This window comes from uncultured Eudoraea sp., assembly GCF_947490415.1.
Lineage (GTDB): Bacteria > Bacteroidota > Bacteroidia > Flavobacteriales > Flavobacteriaceae > Eudoraea.
Window position 1 is genome coordinate 929,413 of the sequence record NZ_CANLGX010000001.1, and the last position, 25,379, is coordinate 954,791.

The window sequence follows — 25,379 nt, forward strand, 5'->3', positions numbered from 1 at the left end:
GAATGTATATAAAAACCCTTGTCCTCGCTATTTTATTATTTGCGATAAATACTGCTATTGGTCAGCAGGCTTATTATTTTCCTGAAAGAAATGCTGAATGGCAGGAAAGGCCCCCAGCCTCTTTTAATCTCAATGAAACGAAGCTGAATGAAGCTGTCAATTTTGCCAAAGGGAACGAGTATTCGGGGTCAAGAGATTTACGGATTGCAGTTTTAAAGGGGTTTGAGCGAGAACCATTTCATCAAATTTTAGGACCTACTAAAAAACGGGGAGGGCCGGCAGGTATAATCTTGAAAAACGGTTACATTGTTCAAAAATGGGGAGATATTAAACGTGTTGACATGACTTTTAGCGTAACTAAAAGTTTTTTGTCTACCGTTGCAGGCCTTGCTGTAGATAATCATCTAATTGAAAGTACAGAGGACAAAGTTTCCTCTTATATCTGGGATGGCACATTTGCAGGAGAACACAATAGCAAAATTAGCTGGAAGCATTTACTACAACAAAATTCAGATTGGTCAGGAGAGTTATGGGGTGGCAAGGATTGGGCAGACAGACCTCCAAAAGATGGAGAATTGGATGATTGGAAATTCAGAGAACTCAAGGAACCCGGCACCGTAATGGAATATAATGATGTCCGTGTAAATGTACTGGCTTATGCATTGACACACGTTTGGCGAAAGCCCGTTCCTGTTGTACTCAAGGAGCATATAATGGATAAAATTGGAGCTTCAACTACATGGCGCTGGTATGGCTACGAAAATGCCTGGACTGTAATTGACGGAATAAAAATGAAATCTGTTACTGGCGGTGGTCATTCAGGAGCAGGAATTTTTATAAGTACAGAAGATATGGCCCGTTTTGGCTTGCTATTTCTTAATAGTGGAAAATGGAACTCAGAACAGCTTCTCAGCGAGGCCTGGATACAGGAAGCAACAACCCCTTCAGTACCAAACCCTAATTATGGCTATATGTGGTGGCTTAACAATAAAGGGGATCGGCATTGGAAGGGGCTTTCAGAAGACATCTACTATGCGTCCGGTTTTGGAGGGAATTTTATTGTAATTGATAAGGCTAATAATCTGGTAGTGATCACAAGATGGCTGGAACCCTCTAAGATTGGAGATTTGATGGTTCTAATTAATGGCGCAATAGAAGGGAATTAGCATATTTTGTAATTGATAAAACCAAAAATAGCATTAAGTCATCGACTATCTGACTGGGGGAAAGTTATATTGAAGTAATGATTTCAGCCGCCTTTAAGAGGGTCTCAGTGGTCTTTGCAAAACAAATCCGTATCTGATTATTATCTACAAGATCTTTATTAAAAACTGAAATTGGGATACAGGCAATACCGAATTCTTTAACGAGTCTTTCTGCAAAATCAAGATCACTTTCGTCAGTGATTTCTGCAAAATCCAATAGCTGAAAATAAGTTCCCCGAGTAGGTGTAAACTTGAATCTGGAATTTTTGATTGCTGTTAAAAACAAATCCCGTTTTTGCTGATAAAAAGGCCCTAGATCTAAGTAGTGTGCAGGGTTCTTAAGGTATTCTGCCAATGCTCTCTGAAAGGGGTGGTTAACGCAAAACACATTGAATTCATGAATTTTCTGAAATTCTTTCATTAGCTCTGCCGGCGCCACACAATAACCCATTTTCCACCCGGTTGCATGAAAAGTTTTACCAAAAGAGGCACAAACAAGGCTTCGCGAGGCTAAATCGGGGTATTTAGAAGCACTCTCGTGGATGTTATTATCAAATACAATATGTTCATACACTTCATCGCTCAATAAAATGATATTCGTGTCTTTTAGACAACTTTGGAGCATTAACATGTCGGAATTTGAAAATACCATCCCACTTGGATTATGTGGTGTATTAATGATGACCATCCTGGTTTTGTCACTAAGATGTGATTTAAATACATCCCAATCTATAGCATAGTCCTTTCCTGTTAATTGAATTAACACAGGAATACCACCATTGGCTATTATAGCCGGTTCATAACAATCATAGGCCGGTTTAAGAACAATTACTTCGTCATTTGGCCAAACAAGTGCTGAAATAGCAGTAAAAATTGCTTGGGTAGCTCCTACTGTAATGGTTATTTCAGACTGCGGGTCGTATTTAGTTCCATATAAAAAGGCGATCTTTTCAGCAATAACCTCCTTAAGAGGATAAATACCACCTAAAGGAGCATATTGATTATAACCCTCTTTCATTGCCTTGGTAACTAATTCTATAAGAGCGGGATCTGGTTCAAAATTGGGAAAACCCTGAGATATGTTAATGGCATTGTACTCTTTTGCGAGACCACTCATTGTGCTGAATATAGAATCAGGCAACTTTGGCAATTTGGAAGTAAGATGGTGTGCAGACGACTTCATAGCAGATTAGTTATGGTAAAAATAGCAAAAAAGATACGGGATATTCCAAATAAAAATCCCGGATAGAATTATCCGGGATTTTAGAAATATATACACTTTTCTTCTAGCCTTTTATTGAGGCGCCTAAATACTCTCTATTCATTCTGGCAATATTATCCAAAGAAATGCCTTTTGGGCATTCTATCTCACATGCACCCGTATTTGTGCAGTTTCCGAAGCCTTCCAGATCCATCTGGCGCACCATATTTTGTACGCGTTCTGTCGCTTCTATTCTTCCTTGAGGTAATAAGGCAAACTGGGATACTTTGGCAGAAGTAAATAACATGGCGCTGGCATTTTTACAAGCTGCCACACATGCTCCACAACCAATACAAGCAGCCGCGTTAAATGCCTTATCGGCATTGTCTTTCCTTATCGGGATGGAATTAGCATCAACTGTTCTGCCAGAAGTGTTCACAGAAATAAAACCACCAGCCTGTTGAATGCGTTCAAAAGCATTTCTGTCTACAATCAAATCTTTGATTACCGGAAAAGCTTTAGCCCTAAAGGGTTCAATTACTATCGTATCCCCGTCCTTGAAACTTCGCATATGAAGTTGACATGCGGTGATAAGTCTGTCCGGACCATGAGGTCGTCCGTTGATTTGAAGAGAACATGTACCGCAGATCCCTTCGCGGCAATCATGGTCAAATTCAATAGGCACCTCCCCTTTCGATATTAAATCCTCATTTAATATATCCAGCATTTCCAGGAAGGACATATCACCTTCAATACCATCCATAGTATAGTCTACTATTTTTCCTTTTGAGGAAGCATCTTTTTGACGCCATATTTTAAGATAAATCTTCATAGCTTATTATTTATAGGAACGCGTCTTTAATTCAATATTTTCATAAATCAAATTCTCTTTATGCAGTTTGGCGTCTTTTGGTTCTCCTTTATATTCCCAGGCTGACACAAATTTGAAATTTTTGTCATCACGTAACGCTTCCCCTTCAGGAGTTTGATATTCTTCTCTAAAATGACCCCCACAAGATTCATTTCGCTCCAAAGCATCCATTGCAAAAAGCTCCCCAATCTCTAAGAAATCCGCTACACGGCCTGCTTTTTCTAATTCCTGATTTTTGTCATCTGCAGCTCCGGGCACTTTGACATTCTCCCAGAAATCCTTTCTTAAAGCGGCAATGTCTTCAATAGCTTCTTTTAATCCTTTGGCATTACGAGACATACCACATTTATTCCACATGATTTTACCAAGCTTTTTGTGATAGTAATCAACAGAATGAATTCCCTTTGCAGACATTAATCTATTGATCTTGTCTAAAACATCCTTCTCGGCCTTATCAAATTCTTCGGAATCAGTTGGTATAGGCCCCGTACGGATATCATCGGCTAGGAAATCACCAATAGTATACGGTAAAACAAAGTAACCATCTGCCAAACCTTGCATTAACGCAGATGCTCCAAGCCTGTTTGCTCCATGGTCACTGAAATTGGCCTCGCCTGCTGCATAACATCCGGGAATCGTAGTCTGCAAATTGTAATCAACCCATAACCCTCCCATAGTGTAATGTACCGCAGGATAGATCATCATAGGGGTTTTATATGGATTCTCATCCACAATTTTTTCATACATCTGGAATAAATTTCCATATTTGGCTTCTACAACCTCTTCTCCAAGTTTTCTTATATGTGCGTTATCGGCATCTTTTAGACCTGATGTGAGCGCTTTTTCTTTTCCATACCGCATTATGGCGGCATCAAAATCCAGAAAAACTGCTTCTCCTGTTTTATTTACTCCATATCCTGCATCACAACGTTCTTTTGCCGCTCTTGAAGCGACATCGCGAGGCACGAGATTGCCAAAAGCGGGATATCTGCGTTCTAAATAGTAATCCCTGTCTTCTTCTTTTAATTGAGTGGGCTTTAATTTTCCTTCGCGGATGGCCTTAGCGTCATCTAATTTTTTTGGCACCCATATCCTTCCGTCGTTCCTAAGAGATTCCGACATTAAAGTGAGTTTGGATTGATGTTCTCCTGAAACCGGGATGCAGGTAGGATGGATCTGTGTATAGCAAGGGTTCGCAAAAAAAGCGCCTCTGCGATGCGTACGCCAGGCAGCCATTACATTTGCACCCATACAATAGGTAGAAAGGAAAAATAAATTTCCATACCCCCCTGAAGCTATGACAACTGCATGTGCCGAATGTCTTTCTATTTCTCCTGTAATCAGGTTTCTTGCTATAATCCCTCTGGCTTTACCATCAACAATTACCAAATCCAGCATTTCATGCCTGGTATATGACTTAATCTTGCCACGATGTATTTGCCGGTTCATTGCCGCATATGCTCCTAGTAAGAGTTGCTGTCCAGTTTGTCCCTTGGCATAAAAAGTCCTGGAAACCAAAACACCACCAAAGGATCTGTTATCTAAAAGGCCACCATAATCACGTGCGAATGGCACTCCCTGAGAAACGCATTGATCTATAATATTTCCCGAAACTTCAGCTAAGCGATAGACGTTAGCCTCCCGGGACCTGTAGTCGCCACCCTTTACCGTGTCATAAAATAGCCTGTAATCGCTGTCACCATCACCCTGATAATTTTTCGAAGCATTTATTCCGCCTTGTGCAGCTATAGAATGTGCCCTTCTGGGAGAGTCCTGGTAACAAAAAGTTTTAACATTGTAACCCAATTCTGCGAGCGAAGCAGCCGCAGAACCTCCGGCAAGACCGGTACCAACAATAATGATGTCGATATTTCTTTTATTGGCAGGATTTACTAAATCTATTTCATTTTTATGTTTTGTCCATTTGTCAGCCAAAGGCCCGGATGGAATTTTAGAATCAAGAATGCCCATAATTAATGCGTTATAGGGTTAAGATGATGATATATAGCAATAAAGACAAATGCCAAAGGAATTACTATTGCATAGATCTTGGTAAATGATTTTATAGACGGGGTATACTTATTGTTTAAACCCATACTTTGAAAAGATGAGGCAAAGCCATGCCATAAATGGAGGCTGAGCAATCCGAAAGAAACAATATAAAGAAGAGTTCTCCACATGGGAGCAAATTTCTCCACAGTTTCCGCATAATAACGTGTAGGGTCTTCAGGATTGGCCTCTATATATTTGTAAGTCATTTCATGAATCCAAAAGTCATAAAAGTGCAAGCCCAGAAAGGCAAGGACAACCAGACCGGTGATTATCATGTTACGTGAAACCCATGGAGCGTTAGCAGCTCCTTTGTATTTGGTGTATTTAATTGAACGTGCCTGTGTGTTTTGAATCTCAAGAACTATTCCCATTACAAAATGCACTATAACGCCAATTATCAACACGGGCTGCATTATATATTGCACCAGAACATTATAGCCCATAAAATGGGACCATTGGTTAAAAGTGTCGGGGGAAATTACAGAGGTTAAATTAATGGTTACATGAAGCGCCAAAAACAATACCAAAAAAAGACCCGAAAGTGCCATTACCACTTTTCGGGCTATGGACGATTTAATCAGTGAACTCATTAGTTATAGTTTAGGGGACCAAATTTAAGTCAAGAGGAAATCATTAACAAATTTCCTGACCTATTAGAATGGTATTTAGATTGATTTTAAGAGAATACAAAGAGTTTTATTGACATTGGTAAAGAAAACTATGGTAAACCAATAAAAAAGAGAGCTAATATGAGTTTATGGAATATGATTAATATTATTCTTTTTCAATTTTTACTCCCATATCTGCCAACTGTATGGTGAGGGAGTTTGTAGAGAGTTGTACTTCAATCAAGGATAAAATTAAAGAAACCATTAGGGCAAGGAGACTAATACCAAAGATGAAGTTGGCCCAGAAATCTTGTTCTATATAGATCAGAAACATAGTAATGGCACTGAACAGGAAACTTAATATTGCAACAGCCTGCATATTCTTTATGATTTTAAGCCGTCTTTCTAATTGCCTCACCTGTATACCCAATCCGCGTGATGCCTTTTCCTGATATTGTTTATGCAATTGACGTATAAGTGCTGCTATTGCCAAATATCGGGCATTGTAAGCCAACATACTTAGCGAAATGGCAGGAAATAAAAGTGCCGGGATACTTAGCGTTAATTCCATATAATTTAAGTTTAATCAATTTTAAATTTAATTTTTTGACTTGCTGTGCCTGAAGAAATTTCTACCTCATAGGCCCCAATGGGTAAATAGGTTTTACCATCTTTGGCCGTTTTAAGCTTCACTTTATTTTTTTTCAAATAGTTCAGTTTTCCTTTCTTGGAAAATGCGACATCAAAAGACATAATATTTAAACCTTTGTCTGCCTTAAGCACGGACTCACTTACTATAGTTTTATCTGAAGAAAAAACTTTTGCCGAGTAATCTGTTGATTTTTTCGAATAAAACACAATGTCCAATCCGGGAGTATTTGGTTTTGACCAGGAGCTGTATGGATTGCCCCATCTTTGCGAGTATTTTAGGTTATCTGGTTTAAAAATATGCAATTCCCTGGCAAGGATATCTTCGTTCATTTCCTGTAAACATGAAATATTTGTTTTATAGATGCTTCTTCCATGGGTTCCTACCAACAGATCTTTAGCTTCTGGCTGAATTACCAAATCGTGCACAGCGACGTTGGGAATTCCGTTTTGAAATAATTCCCAGGAATTACCTTGATTGACTGACATGTATAATCCGTTGTCCGTACCTATAAATAAGAGATTTTCATTTTCAGGATCTTCAATTATTACATTTACCGGTGAAGCAGGAATACTGGAAGCAATATTTTTCCACGAATTACCGTAGTCATTGCTCATATAAACATAGGGCGTAAAATCATCCATGCGGTATCCATTGAGGGTGACGTATATCCGTTCTTTTTTATGTTTGGAGGCTGCGACCCTGCTGACCCAGAGATTTTTCGGAAGCTCACCTGATATCAAATTCCAGTTGCCGCCACCGTTTTTAGAAATATGAACGAGTCCGTCATCACTACCTGTATAAATCAAACCAAATTTTAAGGGAGATTCACTTATAGTTGTTAGCGTACCATATGCTACATTTCCTTTTTTTCCTCCCTGCGTAAGATCGTCAGAAATTACTTCCCAGTCCTTCCCCTGATTAAGTGAACGGTGAAGTTTGTTACTCCCCAGGTATAGAATATCCTGATTATGTGCAGAGAGCAATATTGGCGTTTGCCAATTAAAGCGGTAAGCTTGCTCACCTAATTCATGTTTGGGCCTTATGCTGGTGGTTTTATCTTCATTTAAAGCAAGGCGAAAATAATTACCAAACTGAAATCCGGTATAAACAATATTTGAATTTCTGTTGTCTACCTGAACCTGCATCCCATCTCCTCCAAGAATCATTTTCCACGGGTATTGTCCAACCTGTTGCCATTTGCTATTCTCAACAGAATTGTGGGCGCCTCTCCATACCCCATTATCCTGAAGCCCGCCATAGACATTATAAGGCTTCTCATGGTCAATATTAATCGCGTAGAATTGGCCTACGGACGGGGTATTATTTTTAATCCAGTTAGCTCCGTCATCATATGAGATATTTACTCCACCATCATTTCCATTAATTAGATGTCCTGGTTTTTTAGGATTTACCCATAAAGCGTGATGGTCTGCATGCACATTATCCCCATCAATTGAAGTGAAGGTTTTACCACCATCATCAGACTTTATAATAGGTACACCTCCCAAATAAATTTTATTTTTATCAGTGGCATCTACTCTGATCTGCGCAAAATAATACCCATAGCTATAAAAAAGATCATCAATATATTCTTCATTTCTTTTATTCCAGGTTAGTCCTCCATCTTCACTTCTATATACCTCAGCACCGACAACAGGGGGATCAAATAGTGAAGAATTGGAAGTTTCAAGATAGCGGGCAAGATCCTGAGGTTTAGCAGTGCCGCTTTGAATAAGCTGTTTTACATTTTCAGCCTTGTATTTTTCCTGAAACCCATTTCTTTTTAGGTACTTATCAAGTTCTTTATTATCCAGTTTTAGAAAAGTGTCGACAGTCATGGACTTAAAATCATCTTTAGTTAGTCCGTCGGATTCTTCAGGATCAATTTCCTTTTTTGTTCTTCGAAACTGACTGTCGAGGACTGCATACACGGTATTTTCATCATAAATTGTTAATCCAATACGCCCAATATTTTCACCAGAGGGGAATCCACTATTCCCACCACTTATCTTGGTCCAGTTACTACCACCATCTATACTCTTATAAATGCCGGAACCACTACCGTTACCTTTAAAATTCCAGGCTTTGCGATCTTTTTCCCAGGCTGCCGCATAAATGATATTAAAATTCCCGGGAACAAAGGCCAGGTCGATAATACCAGTAGCTTCATTTATATAAAGAGTTTTTTCCCAGGTAGAACCTCCATCTGAAGTCTTATAAATTCCGCGCTCCTCATTATTGGTGTACAAATGGCCGGTTACACCCACAACCAACTCATTGGGATTATTGGGGTTTATCACAATCCTACCAATATGCTGCGAATCTAAAAGCCCTTTATTTACCCAGGATTTACCCTTGTCATTAGATTTTAGAAGACCAATTCCGGCATAGGATGAACGTGAAGCATTGTTCTCACCGGTTCCTACCCAAATGGTCCCGGAACTCCAATCGATTGCAATATCTCCAATATTTTGTGTAGCGGAATTATCCATTACTGGGGAAAATGTGGTGCCATTATTATTTGTATGCCAAAGACCGCCCGAGGCATAGGCTGCATAAAATTCGGTAGGATCATCAGGATTTACATCAATATCTACAACTCTTCCACTCATTATTGTGGGGCCTATACTAGAGAAAGGAATATTTTTAACAAGCGAATTAGCCTCCATTTGCTTTTTGAGCATAAGCGCTTCTTCAATATTTTGTGATTGCTCTGATATGGATTGAGCGGTACTTATAAAAAAAACGAAAAATGCAATTAGAGGATGATAAAATTTCATGGATATGAAAATATGAATTTGTGGTTGTGCAGACAAAAATATATTGATAGACTTCTATTTTTTAATGATTTTTCGAGGAATTATTCGAGTCTGAATATTTCTTAATTTGATCTTCCTTTTTGAAGTAAACATGCTTATGCCTATTTTTGAGGAAAGTACGTTGTTTTATGAAATATGAACAAATAAAAAGTGAGTTGTTTAAGAAGAATCGCGCAAAATTCATGGCTCAGATGAAGCCAAGGAGTATAGCGATTTTTAATTCCAACGACATCTACCCTATTAGTGCCGACAGCACCATGCCCTTTCAACAACATAGAGATATTTTATACCTGAGTGGTGTAGATCAGGAAGAATCCATCCTTTTGCTTTTTCCAGATGCTATTGATAAAAAAAGCAGGGAGATATTATTCGTTAGGGAAACGAACGAACACATAGCAATCTGGGAAGGAGCGAAGTTAGATAAGGATCAGGCAACTGCAGTTTCAGGGATAGAATCTGTACATTGGTTAACAGATTTTGACAAGGTATTTTTTGGTCTAATGACTGAAGCTGAGTGTATTTATTTTAATACCAATGAGCATTATAGACAGTCAGTAGAGACTCAAACCAGGGAGGACCGTTTTATTTTAAAATGCAAAAATGATTTTCCGGCACACGGTGTGGCTAAGAGTAATCCCATTTTACAGCAGATAAGAGGAGTAAAGGAACCTGAGGAAATTGAATTAATCCAGAAAGCCTGTAATATAACTGAAAAAGGTTACCGCCGCATATTGAAATTTTTAAAACCAGGTATTTGGGAATATGAATTGGAAGCCGAATATCTACACGAATTTATACGTAATCGCTCAAAAGGATTTGCGTATACACCAATTATAGCCTCGGGGAATAATGCTAACGTTTTGCACTACATAGAAAATAACAACCAATGTAAAGACGGCGACTTAATCCTGATGGATGTAGGAGCTGAATATGCAAATTACTCAAGTGACATGACCCGGACCGTTCCGGTAAATGGTAAATTTACCGAAAGGCAGCGCCAGGTTTACGAAGCGGTACTTCGGGTTAAAAATGAAGCAACTAATATGTTGGTGCCTGGAACTTTATGGGCGGAATATCATATAGAGGTGGGCAAAATAATGACTTCTGAACTTATTGGCTTAGGATTACTTGATAAAGCTGATGTTCAAAATGAGAATAAGGACTGGCCCGCTTATAAAAAATACTTTATGCACGGCACGAGTCACCATATGGGATTAGACACCCATGATTATGGAGCACTAAAAACACCTATGAAGCCGAACATGGTCTTTACTGTAGAGCCGGGGATTTATATTCCAGATGAGAAGATGGGTATCCGTTTGGAAGATGATGTAGTTATTAAGGAAAAAGGGACTCCATTTAATCTAATGCAAAATATCCCAATTGAAGTTGATGAGATTGAAGATCTTATGAATAAGTAATTCAAAAGGCTAACTCCGGATTATCTTTTGAAGGCACGAGTGATTTGCACTAAAAGCCTTCAGTTTTGGATGATCCTATTTTACTTATGTTTGTAAAAATGAAGACAGCCAAAGCGGGTAATACCCATCCCATACTTAATTCGCTAAGGGGAATCCATCTTGTAAAAGATGCTATGTCACTGCTTAAACCAATACTTCCTAAAAAATCGGGGATACTAAAAATAATCGTCGTGAATACAACGGCTTTGAAAACTTTTGGGGAACCAAATTTTTCCGGAATCACATTGAGTAAGATTAAAACAATTGTAACAGGATAAACAAACATTAGAATTGGCAATGCAACGGCGATGATGTAACCGACATTAAATTGCCCCATTAACACTCCAAGTAAAGAACTGATAAGAGCAGTAACCAAATATGCATTTTTTGATTTTGGCAAACGCGATTTTACAAAATCTGCTGTACCTGCTACAATTCCCACTGCAGTGGTAAAACAAGCAAGGCTTACTAATATGCCTAAAAATAAATTCGCATTTGAACCAAGGGTTATTTTACTTATCCCGGTAATAAGTGAAGTACGCGAAACTTCTGCATCAAATTGTCCATGCATGACCGCACCGGTAAAAATTAATCCGGCATATATCATTATTAAACCAAATCCCGCTAGCCAACCAGCCCTGCCGATTAAAGCTTTTTTACGCTCATAAGAAGCTTCCTGATGAGTAAAATTAATTGAAGTTATAATAACGCCTCCCACGACAATGGCGCCTATGGCATCAAAGGTTTGATAACCTTCCAAAATTCCTTCTGTAACAGGATTGATAAAGGTATTTGTTCCAAAATCAAGTGGGAAGGAAAATAGTGTTATTCCCATAATAGACAAGAGGATAAGAATAATTGCCGGGGTTAAATACTTCCCTATGATGTCTAATATTTTTGTCCGGTTCATTACAAAAATGAACACTAAAATAAAATAGACAATACTTGTACTTAATGCGGAATTATTAAATAAAGGCGCAATACCCATTTCGTGAGTAACGGATGCTGTTCTTGGCGATGGCAATGAAATAGAAACACCATAAATAATGAAACAAAAAATAAGGCTAAAGGAAGATGACACTTTAGAAGCAAAATCAAACATTGTTCCCTGTAATTTAGCATGACCAAGGATTCCCAAGATTGGGATTAAAACGGCTGAAATAGCAAAACCAAGAGCAACTAACCACCAAAGTTCCCCTGCCTTAAACCCAAGTTGAGGGGGTAAAATAAGATTTCCTGCACCAAAGAAAAGTGAGAAAAGCGCAAAAGCTGTTACCAGCGTTTCCTTTATTCTAATCATAGGATTTATTAAACGTGAAAGATAAATGAAAAAAGGACTAATTCTAAAACAAAATTCATCCCGGTAAACCTACAATTGGTCGTAAAAAGAGACGTTCATCGAAAAAAGCATAAAATTCACAGGAGTTACTCAATAAAATGCAAGGTAGTTGCGTTCTGAATTTAAGTTATTTGAAATTAAAGTCTCATTTACTTTTACTGAAAGTTTATTATTGCATATTAAGGATTCCCAAACCCTACCAATGCAGACCTAAAACCTACATTATGAAAAAAATATTTTGTAATATTTTTGGCCACCACTATTCTGTATCCAAGAAGGTAACCTTGCACATAAAGGAATATAAGTGTGTTCACTGTGGCAAAGAAGTCACAACAGACGTAAGCGGAAATCTTTCCGTTTTAACACCTGAACTTCAGGAGATCAATGATGCCTTAGAAGACTTATACCAAAAAAGACATAGAACTACCCAACAAGTAGCTTAATTATGCTTTGGCAAATGAATTCCAACCCTGAGCGGTAAGTGGAATTTTAGAATTATTCCTGGATATTAAGTGTGCGCCTTCATTCTTATCTGTTATGTGCCCCACAACAGTAAAGTTAGGATTGCCCTTTAATTCCGGGAATTTTTTTTGATCAATAGTGAACAATAACTCATAATCCTCACCTCCACTTAAAGCAACTAGAGTGCTATCCAGTTTAAATTCTTCGCATGCTGAAATGACCGTGGGGTCTAAAGGAATTTTATCTTCATAAAGATTGCAACCCACATCACTCTGTTTACACAAATGAAGTATTTCGGAAGAAAGACCATCGCTAATATCAATCATAGAAGTAGGTTGAATATCCAGTTTTTTTAATAATTCCACGATATCTTTTCTGGCCTCGGGTTTTAATTGGCGTTCAATGATATAGCTATATGCCGACAGATCTGGCTGATTATTTGGATTAACCTTAAATACTTCTTTTTCGCGTTTTAAAACTTGCAACCCCATATATGCGGCTCCCAGGTCACCACTAACCACAAGGAGATCATTTGGTTTTGCTTCGCTCCTGTAAACGATGTCTTCTTTGGCAGCCTCCCCTATAGCGGTTATACTTATGATCATCCCTGTAGTGGAAGAGGTAGTATCTCCTCCAACCAGATCTATATTGTAAAGCTCACAGGCCAGTGCGATACCCTGATAGAGTTCTTCTAAAGCTTCTAAAGGAAATCGATTGGAGACTGCAACGGAAACAGTAATCTGGGTAGCCATTGCATTCATCGCATAAATATCAGATAAATTAGCCATTACAGCTTTATATCCCAAGTGTTTTAGCGGCATATAGCTGAGGTCAAAATGTATCCCTTCAATCAACAAGTCTGTAGAGACAAGTGTCTTTTTATCCTTAAAGTCAAGCACGGCGGCATCATCACCAATACCTTTGATGGTAGATTTATGTTGCAGTTTAAAGTTCTGGGTCAGATGGTCTATTAATCCAAATTCACCCAATTGTTCTAGAGAGGTTTTCTCCTGATTTTTATCTTCTAGCATAGCACAAAAATAAGCGGATGGGAATAATATATTATCTTTATAGCGAAAAAGAATTATTATTTTTTGCCCCATGAAAAAAACATTCCTGCTTTTCTTAGGCCTGCTATTTTTGGCAGGTTGCTCTGATAGTGATGATTCCCCTGCTGATGATGATGATTCCATGATGATGGATGATGATATTGTTGATAATCCGCAAACAGGTTTTTTGCCTTGCACTAGTGGCATGGCAGGTATTTACCCCTGTAATGGTTATGACTTCCTGGGACAAATTAATTTGACCCAATTCAGTGCTTCTTCGGCAAATGATATCTGGGGATGGACAGACAGCTCTACGGGGAAGGAATATGCCTTGGTGGGCTTGGATAATGGAACTGCCTTTGTTGACATAACCGATACAGATAATCTTATTTACTTGGGGAAATTACCTTCAGCAACTGTAGCTAGCTCGTGGAGAGACATAAAAGTTTACCAGGATCATGCGTTTATTGTGTCGGAAGCGGGTAATCACGGGATGCAGGTTTTTGATTTAACCAAATTGAGAAATGTGCCTAACCCTCCTGTGACTTTTGGTGCAGATTCTCGCTATGTGGGCTTTGGCAGTGCACATAATATTGTTATCAATGAAGTCAGTGGATATGCTTATGCAGTGGGTACGGCAAGATATGATTTATACAATGGGGGTGCCCATTTCATTAATATTCAGGACCCCAAAAATCCAATCGCTTCAGGAGGTTATGGTGCCAACGGTTATTCTCATGATGCACAAGTTGTTACCTATAATGGCCCTGACTCTGATTATACCGGGCAGGAAATTTTTATAGGCGCTAATGAAAACCAAGTAGCTATTGTGAACGTTAAAGATAAAGATAATCCTGTACAGATCAGCACTTTTCAATACGCCAATATTGGATATACGCATCAGGGCTGGTTTACCGAAGACCAGCGCTATTTTATTTTAGGAGATGAAACAGATGAACGTGACCTTGGTTTTAATTCCCGGACTTTGATCTTTGATCTTTCGGACCTTGATAACCCGGTTTTACATGATACATATTTGGGAAAAACAGCGGCAATTGATCACAACGGTTATGTAAAAGGGGACGCTTTTTATCTCGCTAATTATACTGCAGGGGTCCGAATTCTTGATATTTCAGGCATAGACGGGAAAAGTATTATAGAGGAAGGTTTCTTTGATACGTATCCCTCCGATAATACTGCTGCTTTTGAGGGCGTATGGAGTGTTTATCCTTTTTTTGAAAGTGAAAAGATCATTGTGAATGATATCAATTCCGGCCTCTTTGTTATTAAAAAGTCAAATTAGAAGTACTGTGAAAAGTATTTTAATCTTAGCTATAGCGCTGTTTTTCTTTTCATGTTCAGATGACGATTCTGTAATTCCGGACAACGGCTATGATGAAGCCTTATTTTTAGGTGAGATTGATTGGGTGAAGAGTTTTGGGGGGTCTGACGAAGAAACGGCACAATCAGTAATTCATACGAACGATGGCGGTTATGCAATTCTCGGGTATTCAAAAAGCACCGATGGAGATCTTGCGGGTAAATCTACTCCCGTAAATGACTATTGGGTTTTGAAGTTAGATGAGGAAGGGAATGCAGACTGGAGCAAAACGTACGGGGGCAGTAAGGATGACAGGGGTCAGGCAATAATCCAGACTTCAGACGGTGGTTATGCCGTTACTGGCTATGCCATGAGTGATGATGGCGATGGGAGCAACAACGAAGGATTCCATGATAACTGGATTTTAAAACTGGATGAATTAGGGGCTATTGAATGGGAAAAAAGTTTTGGGTTTTCGGGTCATGATCATTCATATGATTTATTACAAACTGCTGATGGAGGATTTTTCTTCGCAGGATTTTTGGATATTACAGCCGCCCTTGATGATGGCACTTATTACAAAGGCAATTTTCTTACCAGACATGGTGTGGGTGAATTTTGGGGAACTAAAATAGATGCCAATGGCAATTTAGAATGGAGGAGTTACTACGGCGGCACAAACAATGACAGGGCTCATGCCGTTATTGAAGCGGACGATGGCGGCTTTGTGATGGCAGGGTTTTCTGAGAGTGAGGATTATGATATTTCCAACACCAAAGGCAGCTACGACTTTTGGATAATAAAATTATCAGCTACGGGGGAATTGTTATGGGAGCGTTCCTTTGGCGGTTCCGGTATTGAAATTGCTTATGATATTGCCAAAACTGATGATGGTGCTTATGTGGTTACCGGGAATACTTTTAGCACTGATAAGGATATTTCAATGAATCACGGCGAATCTGATATATGGCTTATTAAAATAGATGATAATGGTAAGCTGTTATGGGAAAAGACCTTTGGAGGTTCACAGTTTGATGCCGCACAGGGGGTAAGCACTGCGTATGATGGCGGATTTATTATTACCGGAAATTCAAAAAGCATTGATGGGGATGTCAGTGAAAATCAAGGTGAAAACGACATTTGGGTACTAAAAACCGATTCCGATGCAAATTTGATCTGGCAGGGGTCTTTTGGAGGATCAAATTTGGATTATGGTTTTGATGCAGTTGAGAATCTTGATAAGAGTATACTTTTGGTTGGTGAAAGTTCCAGCGATGATTTCACAAACCTTATAAATAAAGGGCTTTCAGATGTTGTAATTATTAAAATCAGATAAATATCTTCAGTTAAAGACTGCCCTTAAAAGCCAGGCTTTTAAAATCATCCACTTTTTATCTACCCACTACTCCTGTTTATCTAAAAGCCAATAGATAACCTCTATGGTTTTATACGTTATAATAATGTTAGGAATTATGATAAAACCTAAACTATACCCTATATTTGTAAACTATTTAGAATAATACCAAATAAGGATATAAAATGATCAAAGTATCTGAAACAGCTAAGCAGCGGGTTACCTTACTCATGACGGAGGAAGGTTTTGACGCTGCTAAGGATTTTGTTAGGGTTGGTGTAAAAAGCGGTGGTTGCAGTGGGTTGTCTTACGAGTTAAAATTTGACAATAAAGTTGATGAGGCTGATAAGGTTTTCGAAGACAATGCTGTACGTATCATAGTAGACAAGAAAAGTTTTCTCTACCTGGTGGGCACAACGCTGGAGTATTCCGGAGGACTAAATGGTAAGGGATTCGTTTTTAATAATCCTAATGCACAGCGCACATGTGGCTGTGGTGAGAGTTTTTCATTATAAAAATAAGGGATCCCTTTTAGGGGTTTAAAGACCTATGGCATATACCGAAGAAGAATTAAAAAAAGAACTGGAAACCAAAGAATATGAATATGGTTTCTATACAGATATTGAGTCTGACACTTTTCCCAAAGGGTTAAGTGAGGACATTGTTATCGCCATTTCTAAAAAGAAGGAAGAACCGGAATGGATGACCTTATGGCGACTCGAAGCTTTTCGGGCGTGGAAAGAAATGATTGAACCCGAATGGGCTAATATCAACTATAAAAAACCTGATTTTCAAAATATTTCATACTATTCGGCACCTAATAAAAAACCGAAGTACGAAAGTTTGGACGAAGTTGATCCTGAATTGTTGGATACATTTAAAAAACTTGGAATTTCTTTGGATGAACAAAAAAAGCTGGCGGGGGTTGCGGTCGATATTGTAATGGATTCAGTTTCTGTTGCGACCACTTTCAAAAAAACGCTGGCAGAAAAAGGAATAATCTTTTGCTCTATTTCAGAGGCAATAAAGGAACATCCGGATTTGGTTAAAAAGTACCTTGGTACTATTGTCCCACAAAAGGATAACTTCTATGCCGCCTTAAATTCTGCGGTATTCTCAGACGGATCTTTTTGTTACATTCCAAAAGGGGTGAGATGTCCGATGGAATTATCAACTTATTTTAGGATAAACCAGGCTGGCACCGGCCAATTTGAACGTACCCTGGTTATTGCTGATGAGGGAAGTTATGTTAGTTATCTGGAAGGTTGTACGGCACCATCGAGAGATGAAAACCAATTGCACGCTGCAGTGGTCGAACTTATCGCTCTGGATAATGCGGAAATTAAATATTCCACGGTTCAAAACTGGTACCCCGGTGATAAGGAAGGAAAAGGGGGCGTATACAATTTTGTCACAAAAAGAGGGTTGTGCGAGAAAAATGCCAAAATCTCCTGGACACAGGTAGAAACCGGATCTGCTATTACATGGAAGTATCCATCCTGTGTTTTAAAAGGAGATAATTCTATAGGTGAGTTCTATTCCATCGCGGTAACTAATAATTATCAGCAAGCCGATACAGGAACTAAAATGATCCATTTAGGAAAAAATACCAAAAGCACTATTATTTCGAAAGGAATTTCCGCAGGGAAGTCGCAAAATAGCTATAGAGGTCTGGTACAAGTGAACAGCAGGGCTAAGAATGCCAGAAATTTTTCACAATGTGATTCTTTGTTGATGGGAAATGAATGTGGGGCACATACTTTTCCATATATAGAAGTGAAGAATAAAACGGCACAGATTGAACATGAAGCCACTACGAGTAAAATTGGGGAAGATCAGATTTTTTATTGCAATCAGAGAGGAATAGAAACGGAAAAAGCCATTGCCCTAATTGTAAATGGTTTTAGCAAGGAAGTACTTAACAAACTTCCAATGGAATTTGCCGTTGAAGCCCAAAAACTATTGGAAATCAGCCTTGAAGGTTCAGTTGGTTAGTTAGTTACTATGAAAAAGTATATAACATTTTTAGTAATTGTCTTCCTGTTTGCCTGTAAAGAAGCGAATAAGGAAGTAGCTAATGTGTCTGAAAGTAAGGAAGTAATCTCTAAAGCTGAAGTGAAGCTTTATACCTTTGATGGTGGTACTGTTGTCGTAAACACATTAGGCCTTTTTTCACAGGATGAGACATACAAAGGACAAAGTAAGGAATTTGCAGATGCATTTTATGTAATTCAACACCCAAAAGGCAACCTAATGTGGGATGCAGGACTTCCTGAATCTTTGATTGGACTTCCAGAGCCGTATACTTCACCTGATGGCGCATTTACTGTTTCCCGCAAGGATTCGGTTTTAAACCAATTAAAACAAATTGGAATGACCCCGGACGATTTTGAATACATATCTCTGTCTCATACACATTTTGACCATAGCGGGCATGCTAATGTATTCAAGAATGCAACATGGCTTGTGCAGAAAGACGAGTATGATTTTGTAACAGGAGAAGAGGTGCAAGAAAAGAACCCGGATATGTACAATGCGATTCAGGACTTAAAAAACATTAAAAAGATCGATGGCGATTACGATGTATTTGGGGATGGCACTGTAGTTTTAAAATATATGCCAGGCCATACGCCAGGTCATCAGGCCCTATTTCTTGATTTAAAAGAGCACGGACCTCTCCTATTATCCGGAGACCTTTATCATTTTTATGAAAACAGGGAGTATAAGAGAATTCCAATTTTTAATTATGATGTAGCACAGACCAGGGAGAGCATGAAAAAATTTGAAGCTTTTGCCCAGGAAAAAGAGGCCAAGGTATATTTGCAACATCAAAAGGACGACTTTAATAAGATGCCAAAAGCACCTGAATATTTAAACTAAAGAGAGTATGTTAAAAGTAAATAATCTGCACGCAGGTGTAGAAGGGAATGAAATATTAAACGGAATAAATCTGGAAGTAAAGGCAGGAGAGGTACATGCTATTATGGGGCCAAATGGTTCAGGAAAAAGCACCCTTGCCTCAGTGATAGCCGGAAAGGAAGAATTTGAGATTACGGAAGGGAATATCGAATTGAATGGCGTAGACCTGAAAGACACTTCACCTGAAGAAAGAGCGCACAAAGGAATTTTCCTTTCGTTTCAGTACCCTGTTGAGATTCCGGGGGTTTCCGTAACCAATTTTATGAAAACGGCAATAAATGAGTCCAGAAAAGCACGCGGATTAGAAGACATGCCGGCCAACCAAATGTTGAAACTTATCCGTGAGAAATCCGAATTGCTGGAAATAGATAGAAAATTTTTATCTCGATCTTTAAATGAAGGATTTTCAGGTGGTGAAAAAAAACGAAATGAAATTTTTCAAATGGCCATGTTAGAACCAAAACTCGCTATTTTGGATGAAACAGATTCTGGTCTGGATATTGACGCCTTGCGAATTGTAGCCAACGGGGTTAATAAACTTAAGAGCAAAGACAACGCTATAATAGTTATTACTCATTACCAGCGATTGTTGGAATATATTGTTCCCGATTTTGTACACGTCCTGCATGACGGTAAAATTGTAAAATCCGGCACCAAGGAATTAGCTTTGGAATTGGAGGAGAAGGGATACGATTGGTTAAAAAATGAATCGGTTGTCTAATAATCCGGTTGAATTAATTTATTATTTGAAAGGAAATTGTTTTATAAAGGCAATAAACAGAAAACAAAATTATGGATTTAAAGGATAAACTGGTTTCTTCTTTCCTGGCATTTGAGAATAATGTAGATGTGGAACATCCCGTTCATGATATACGCTCGGAGGCAATTAAGAACTTCGAACTTAAAGGTTTTCCTGATAGAAAACAGGAGGCCTGGAAATACACCTCATTGAACAGCTTACAAAAGATAGATTTCAGCATCTTTCCTAAAGGAATAAATGCCCTGGAATACAAGGATGTTAAGCAGTATTTTCTTCATGAGATAGATACTTATAAAATTGTATTTATTGACGGTGTATATAGCTCATTCCTTTCCGAAACGACACATGACGGAGTAGATATATGCCTTATGAGCGCTGCTCTAAGCAAACCCATGTATAAGCAGATAATAGATGTTTACTTTAATGCGGTAGCCTCAAAAGATGAATCGCTAACTACATTAAATACCGCATTTAGTAAAGAGGGGGCTTATATTTATATCCCTAAGAATAAAATGCCCAAAAAGCCAATAGAAATATTGCATTTTGCTACAGGTAATGAAGCTGCATTGCTACTTCAACCCCGTAATTTAATTATTGCAGAAGAAAATGCCGAACTTCAGATTATAGAGCGTCATCAGAGTCTTACTTCGAATGAAGTATTAACAAATTCGGTCACTGAAATTTTCGCTGCAAAGAACGCTATTGTAGATTATTATAAAGTTCAAAATGACGTTGATAATGCATCCTTAATAGATAATACCTACATTTCTCAAAAGAGCAACAGCGTAGTGAAGGTCCATACCTTCTCCTTTGGAGGAAAGTTAACCAGGAATAATCTTAATTATTACCAGAATGGGGAATATATTGATTCTACCATGAAGGGGGTAACCATACTTGGTGAAAAACAGCATGTAGACCATCATACCCTGGTGCATCACAGAGAACCTAATTGCGAAAGTCATCAGGATTATAAGGGAATTTATGGAGAAAAGTCTATGGGAGTATTCAATGGCAAAATCATAGTGGATAAGATTGCCCAAAAGACCAACGCCTTTCAACAAAACAATAATATTTTGATTAGTGATAAGGCTACTATCAATACCAAACCACAATTAGAGATCTTTGCGGATGATGTAAAATGTTCTCATGGCTGCACTATTGGACAACTAGATGAAGAGGCACTCTTTTATCTGCAAACCAGAGGAATACCAAAAAAGGAAGCTGCAGCCCTCTTGATGTATGCGTTTGCCAATAATGTGTTGGCGAGTGTTCGAATCCCTGAATTAAAAATGAGAATTAATAAGCTGATTGCCAATAAATTGGGTGTTCAACTGGGGTTTGATCTTTAATATTTAGTTTAGCTTTAAATAATTCTGGCCTTATGATTATAACCAAATTGGATATTGAAACTATTCGCCAGGATTTTCCTATTCTCAAAAGGAAAGTTAATGGATACCCATTGGTTTATCTTGATAATGCGGCTACTTCGCAGACACCAAAACAAGTCATAGATGTTATTGTAGATTATTATACTCGCTATAATGCTAATATTCATAGGGGCGTGCATACCTTATCTCAGGAGGCAACAGATGCTTATGAAAACGCACGTATAAAGGTTCAAAACCATATAAATGCGGTTGAACCTTATGAAATAATTTTTACTTCAGGCACTACAGATAGCATTAACCTGGTAGCTAATGGCTTTGCTTCTTTTTTAAAAAAAGGAGATGAATTATTGGTGTCTGCTATGGAACATCATTCCAATATAGTTCCATGGCAAATGCTATGTGAACGAACGGGTGCTATCTTAAAAGTAATTCCAATGAACCTTGAAGGCGAACTCCTTATAGAGGAATACGCCAAGTTGCTATCGAGTAGTACTAAATTGGTAGTTTGTAATCATGTATCCAATGCGTTGGGTACTATAAACCCAATAGAAAAAATTATTTCATTGGCACATGAGGTTGGAGCAGCCGTTCTGATTGACGGCGCGCAAGCGGCACCACACATTAAAATAGATGTTCAAAAGTTGAATGTGGACTTTTATACGATTTCTGCACATAAAATTTGTGGGCCCACTGGGGTAGGTATTTTGTATGGGAAGGAAGAATGGCTTGCAAAATTACCACCATATCAGGGCGGAGGAGAAATGATAGCAGAGGTCACCTTTGAAAAAACAACCTATGCCGATTTGCCCCATAAGTTTGAGGCAGGTACTCCAAATATATGTGGAGGAATAGCTTTTGGAGCGGCGCTGGATTATATGAATTCTTTGGGTTACGAGGCAATCGCCAGTTATGAAAAAGGGCTCCTGGCATATGCTACCAAGGAACTTACATTGATCGAAGGGCTTAAAATATATGGTACTTCCGAGCATAAAACATCAGTCATTTCCTTTAATGTTAAAGGCATTCACCCCTATGACATAGGTACGATTCTGGATAAATTAGGAATTGCGGTAAGAACGGGGCATCATTGTGCGCAACCTGTTATGGATTACTTTAAAGTACCGGGAACGGTAAGGGCGAGTTTTAGCTTTTATAATACCAAAAATGAAGTAGATATTCTTGTAGAGGGAGTAAAGAAGACCATACAGATGCTAAGCTAAACAATGCTTGTTATCATTTTCCCAAACTATTGAAAACCACTGATACTTATTGTATTTTAGCCGAAAACCTTTTTATGAGCATTGAAGAAATTCAGAACGAAATTGTAGAAGAGTTTTCCATGTTTGATGACTGGATGCAGCGGTATGAATATATGATAGAATTAGGAAAATCACTTCCATTAATTGAAGAGCAATATAAAACAGAAGACAATATAATCAAAGGTTGCCAAAGTAAGGTTTGGGTACATGCAGAACTGGAGGAGGGTAAACTGGTTTTTACAGCCGATAGTGATGCCATTATCACTAAAGGTATTATTGCCATTTTAATTAGAGCTTTTAGTAATCAAAAGCCGATGGATATTATAGAGGCAAATACAGATTTTATAGATCAAATAGGGCTTAAAGAGCATTTATCTCCAACCCGGGCCAATGGGTTGGTAAGTATGATAAAACAATTGAAATTGTACGCCATTGCATACCAAACACAATTGAATTAAATAATTAATCCGAGAGATATGAGTGAAACAACAATAAATACGCAGGAACTAGGCGAGAAAATAGTAACCGTTCTCAAGACAATTTATGATCCAGAGATTCCTGTGGATATTTATGAATTGGGATTAATCTATGATGTTTTTGTAAATGAGGACAATGATGTAAAAATATTGATGACACTAACCTCACCCAACTGCCCGGTAGCCGAAACTTTACCCGTTGAGGTAGAAGAAAGGGTTAAATCACTGGATCTTGTTAAAGGTGCGGAAGTTGAAATAACTTTTGATCCTCCCTGGACCCAGGACCTTATGAGCGAAGAAGCCAAACTGGAGCTGGGACTTCTTTAATTTATTACTTAAGAAAAACTTCTCAGGTATGTCTGAAATAGTAAATCGTGTAGCCCAAAGTAAACTCCTTACATTTGATCTGGAGGATTATTATCCCCCTGGGAAACGAGTGCTTTTAGATATTAAAGAGTGGCTATACGAAGAAATTATCCTGAAAGAAAAAGATTTTAGAGCACATGTAGCAAATCATGATTGGGAACAATATAGTGATGCCTATGTAGCTCTTTATTGCTCGACAGAAGCTATAATTCCCGGCTGGGCCTATATGTTAGTCTCTACAAAATTACAACCCTATGCAAAGAAAGTGGTTTTAGGCTCTTTGGAAGATTTAGAGACCACCCTTTTTCAGGCTATTATAGAAGATTTAGATATCTCTGATTTTAAAGATAAACCTGTAATAATTAAAGGCTGTAGTAATAAACCAGTACCGCCAAATGCCTATCTATGGGCTACTATTAAACTTCAACCAGTAGCTAAAAGTATAATGTATGGAGAAGCTTGTTCTTCCGTGCCTTTGTTTAAAAGGAAATAGAATACATTTTTGTTAAATATTCCCAACAATCCTTACATTTGCCCTTCTAAATTAGAAATACTAGACATCATGAAAAAAATATTATTAATATTGGCCCTCGTGGGAAGTGCTTTTAATTCCTTTGCCCAAACTAAAGATGAATTAGACGCAGAAAAGGCAAGTAAAAATGATTCCATAGCTGCTATTCAGGGCAGAGTAGATGCTATCCAGGCCCAGATAGATGCTTTGCCGGGTTGGAAAGTTGGAGCATTCGGAACTATTGGAGGTAGTTTTTCCGGGTTTAATAATTGGTACGCACAGGAATCTCCAAATAATTCGGCTGGCACAATAGGTTTTACTGTAAACGGTTTTGCCAATCGGAATGAAAGTAAATACTTCTGGAGAAATGCCCTTACTCTAAATCTCAATTGGGTAAAATTTGATGATAAGGATGATCCTGATGATCAAAGTGGTTTTAGACAGGCCACAGATGTATTTAATATTTCTTCTTTATACGGACGAAAATTAAGTGAAAAGTTTGCGCTTTCGGGACTTGTGGAATACAGGACCACTATTTTAAGCAACTTTAACGATCCGGGTTATCTGGATGTTGGTGTGGGGGCTACATGGACGCCTGTAAAAGATCTTTTTGTAGTGATCCATCCATTAAACTATAACTTTGTATTTAGTAGTGGAGATTCTGTTTTCGAGTCCTCTTTGGGTGCAAAGATCGTTGCTGATTACAGTAAGGAATTTGGCGCATTAAAGTTTAAAACAAACCTGTCTGTTTTCCAAAGCTACAAGAGTTCTAACTTTTCTAACTGGACCTGGACGAACTCCTTTAGTTATACAGTATGGAAAAACATAGGAATTGGATTTGATTTTGGCCTGAGGGATAATAAGCAAGAGGCTCTTAACTATGCCCTTACTACTTTGGGAGACCCGGATGCTACTTTTGATAATATTAATAACGATCTACAAACGTACTATACGCTGGGGTTAAGCTATAAGTTTTAGCACGACCTGAATATATTTATAACTAAAAAACCCCGGCAGATCTGCCGGGGTTTTTTAGTAAAGTAGGATGGTAAAATTTGGTTTGTTAATTATTATTATGGTTAAGAGACGATTTGGGGAATCGAACACTTTAAATTAAGTTCAGGGTTAGATTTGGGGTTGAACACTATCACTTAATTACTCCGTAAAGATAAGTTGAACAAACTTTTGATCATAAAATATGTTGTGAATCTATCTCCGGATGTTGTGAAAAATATGAGTGGTTTATTTACATCGGTGAAATGCATATTATACTTTTAATTTATACATCTTGTTACATTAATTGTTTA

At 38.2% G+C, this 25,379-nt stretch carries 23 protein-coding genes; 15 read left to right on the forward strand and 8 right to left on the reverse strand.

Annotated features, from left to right (window positions below; genetic code table 11):
• Positions 1-2: 2 nt before the first annotated feature.
• Positions 3-1,166, forward strand: coding sequence for a serine hydrolase (locus Q0874_RS04125; protein WP_299159733.1), 1,164 nt, complete (start codon positions 3-5; stop codon positions 1,164-1,166).
• A gap of 64 nt (positions 1,167-1,230) precedes the next feature.
• On the opposite strand, the gene Q0874_RS04130 is transcribed toward Q0874_RS04125, so the two are convergent.
• The 6 genes from Q0874_RS04130 to Q0874_RS04155 all read right to left on the reverse strand — a co-directional run bounded on the left by Q0874_RS04130 (position 1,231) and on the right by Q0874_RS04155 (position 9,369).
• Positions 1,231-2,388 (reverse strand): methionine aminotransferase, encoded by a 1,158-nt coding sequence (locus Q0874_RS04130; protein ID WP_299159734.1) that lies wholly within the window; start codon positions 2,386-2,388, stop codon positions 1,231-1,233.
• A gap of 103 nt (positions 2,389-2,491) precedes the next feature.
• Entirely contained in the window at positions 2,492-3,238 is a 747-nt protein-coding gene (locus Q0874_RS04135; RefSeq protein WP_299159736.1) for a succinate dehydrogenase/fumarate reductase iron-sulfur subunit, read from the reverse strand.
• A gap of 6 nt (positions 3,239-3,244) precedes the next feature.
• The gene (locus tag Q0874_RS04140; RefSeq protein WP_299159738.1) at positions 3,245-5,248 is read right to left on the reverse strand and encodes a fumarate reductase/succinate dehydrogenase flavoprotein subunit; all 2,004 of its coding nucleotides are present in this window, start codon (positions 5,246-5,248) and stop codon (positions 3,245-3,247) included.
• A 2-nt stretch (positions 5,249-5,250) separates the two neighbouring features.
• Complete coding sequence (locus Q0874_RS04145) at positions 5,251-5,919, reverse strand: succinate dehydrogenase cytochrome b subunit (protein WP_299159741.1); 669 nt, start codon at positions 5,917-5,919, stop codon at positions 5,251-5,253.
• 184 nt (positions 5,920-6,103) lie between these two features.
• On the reverse strand, positions 6,104-6,508 hold the full coding sequence (locus Q0874_RS04150) for a DUF2721 domain-containing protein (RefSeq protein WP_299159743.1): 405 nt from the start codon (positions 6,506-6,508) through the stop codon (positions 6,104-6,106).
• Between the two features lie 11 nt (positions 6,509-6,519).
• On the reverse strand, positions 6,520-9,369 hold the full coding sequence (locus Q0874_RS04155; RefSeq protein WP_299159746.1) for a glycosyl hydrolase: 2,850 nt from the start codon (positions 9,367-9,369) through the stop codon (positions 6,520-6,522).
• Positions 9,370-9,536: 167 nt separating this feature from the next.
• On the opposite strand from Q0874_RS04155, the gene Q0874_RS04160 reads away from it, so the two are divergent.
• Positions 9,537-10,829, forward strand: a complete 1,293-nt coding sequence (locus tag Q0874_RS04160; RefSeq protein ID WP_299159748.1) for an aminopeptidase P family protein — start codon at positions 9,537-9,539, stop codon at positions 10,827-10,829.
• A 49-nt stretch (positions 10,830-10,878) separates the two neighbouring features.
• On the opposite strand, the gene brnQ is transcribed toward Q0874_RS04160, so the two are convergent.
• Positions 10,879-12,168, reverse strand: a complete 1,290-nt coding sequence (gene brnQ, locus Q0874_RS04165; RefSeq protein WP_299159750.1) for a branched-chain amino acid transport system II carrier protein — start codon at positions 12,166-12,168, stop codon at positions 10,879-10,881.
• A 263-nt stretch (positions 12,169-12,431) separates the two neighbouring features.
• Here brnQ and Q0874_RS04170 point away from each other — a divergent pair, with 263 nt between their 5' ends.
• Positions 12,432-12,650: a hypothetical protein gene (locus tag Q0874_RS04170; protein ID WP_299159752.1), complete on the forward strand. Its 219-nt coding sequence runs from the start codon at positions 12,432-12,434 to the stop codon at positions 12,648-12,650.
• On the opposite strand, the gene thiL is transcribed toward Q0874_RS04170, so the two are convergent.
• Positions 12,651-13,700 (reverse strand): thiamine-phosphate kinase, encoded by a 1,050-nt coding sequence (gene thiL, locus Q0874_RS04175; protein WP_299159754.1) that lies wholly within the window; start codon positions 13,698-13,700, stop codon positions 12,651-12,653. It abuts the gene before it with no gap.
• 70 nt (positions 13,701-13,770) lie between these two features.
• Between thiL and Q0874_RS04180 the strand changes: the two genes are divergently transcribed.
• From Q0874_RS04180 to Q0874_RS04235, 12 genes are all read left to right on the forward strand, one after another.
• Positions 13,771-15,021 (forward strand): choice-of-anchor B family protein, encoded by a 1,251-nt coding sequence (locus Q0874_RS04180; protein ID WP_299159756.1) that lies wholly within the window; start codon positions 13,771-13,773, stop codon positions 15,019-15,021.
• A gap of 7 nt (positions 15,022-15,028) precedes the next feature.
• Complete coding sequence (locus Q0874_RS04185; RefSeq protein ID WP_299159758.1) at positions 15,029-16,375, forward strand: hypothetical protein; 1,347 nt, start codon at positions 15,029-15,031, stop codon at positions 16,373-16,375.
• A 203-nt stretch (positions 16,376-16,578) separates the two neighbouring features.
• A complete protein-coding gene (locus Q0874_RS04190) occupies positions 16,579-16,908 on the forward strand; it encodes an iron-sulfur cluster assembly accessory protein (protein WP_299159760.1) in 330 nt (109 codons plus the stop codon).
• A gap of 34 nt (positions 16,909-16,942) precedes the next feature.
• Entirely contained in the window at positions 16,943-18,388 is a 1,446-nt protein-coding gene (gene sufB / locus Q0874_RS04195) for a Fe-S cluster assembly protein SufB (protein ID WP_299159762.1), read from the forward strand.
• Positions 18,389-18,397: 9 nt separating this feature from the next.
• Positions 18,398-19,273: an N-acyl homoserine lactonase family protein gene (locus tag Q0874_RS04200; protein WP_299159763.1), complete on the forward strand. Its 876-nt coding sequence runs from the start codon at positions 18,398-18,400 to the stop codon at positions 19,271-19,273.
• A gap of 7 nt (positions 19,274-19,280) precedes the next feature.
• Positions 19,281-20,033, forward strand: coding sequence for a Fe-S cluster assembly ATPase SufC (gene sufC / locus Q0874_RS04205; protein ID WP_299159765.1), 753 nt, complete (start codon positions 19,281-19,283; stop codon positions 20,031-20,033).
• Positions 20,034-20,104: 71 nt separating this feature from the next.
• Positions 20,105-21,421: a Fe-S cluster assembly protein SufD gene (sufD, locus tag Q0874_RS04210; RefSeq protein ID WP_299159767.1), complete on the forward strand. Its 1,317-nt coding sequence runs from the start codon at positions 20,105-20,107 to the stop codon at positions 21,419-21,421.
• Between the two features lie 32 nt (positions 21,422-21,453).
• Entirely contained in the window at positions 21,454-22,680 is a 1,227-nt protein-coding gene (locus tag Q0874_RS04215) for an aminotransferase class V-fold PLP-dependent enzyme (protein ID WP_299159769.1), read from the forward strand.
• 74 nt (positions 22,681-22,754) lie between these two features.
• Positions 22,755-23,177, forward strand: a complete 423-nt coding sequence (locus Q0874_RS04220) for a SufE family protein (RefSeq protein WP_299159771.1) — start codon at positions 22,755-22,757, stop codon at positions 23,175-23,177.
• An 18-nt stretch (positions 23,178-23,195) separates the two neighbouring features.
• On the forward strand, positions 23,196-23,522 hold the full coding sequence (locus Q0874_RS04225) for a DUF59 domain-containing protein (protein ID WP_299159774.1): 327 nt from the start codon (positions 23,196-23,198) through the stop codon (positions 23,520-23,522).
• Positions 23,523-23,550: 28 nt separating this feature from the next.
• Positions 23,551-24,054, forward strand: a complete 504-nt coding sequence (locus tag Q0874_RS04230) for a DUF2480 family protein (protein ID WP_299159776.1) — start codon at positions 23,551-23,553, stop codon at positions 24,052-24,054.
• Between the two features lie 69 nt (positions 24,055-24,123).
• Positions 24,124-25,050 (forward strand): DUF3078 domain-containing protein, encoded by a 927-nt coding sequence (locus Q0874_RS04235; RefSeq protein WP_299159778.1) that lies wholly within the window; start codon positions 24,124-24,126, stop codon positions 25,048-25,050.
• The last annotated feature ends 329 nt before the right edge of the window (positions 25,051-25,379 follow it).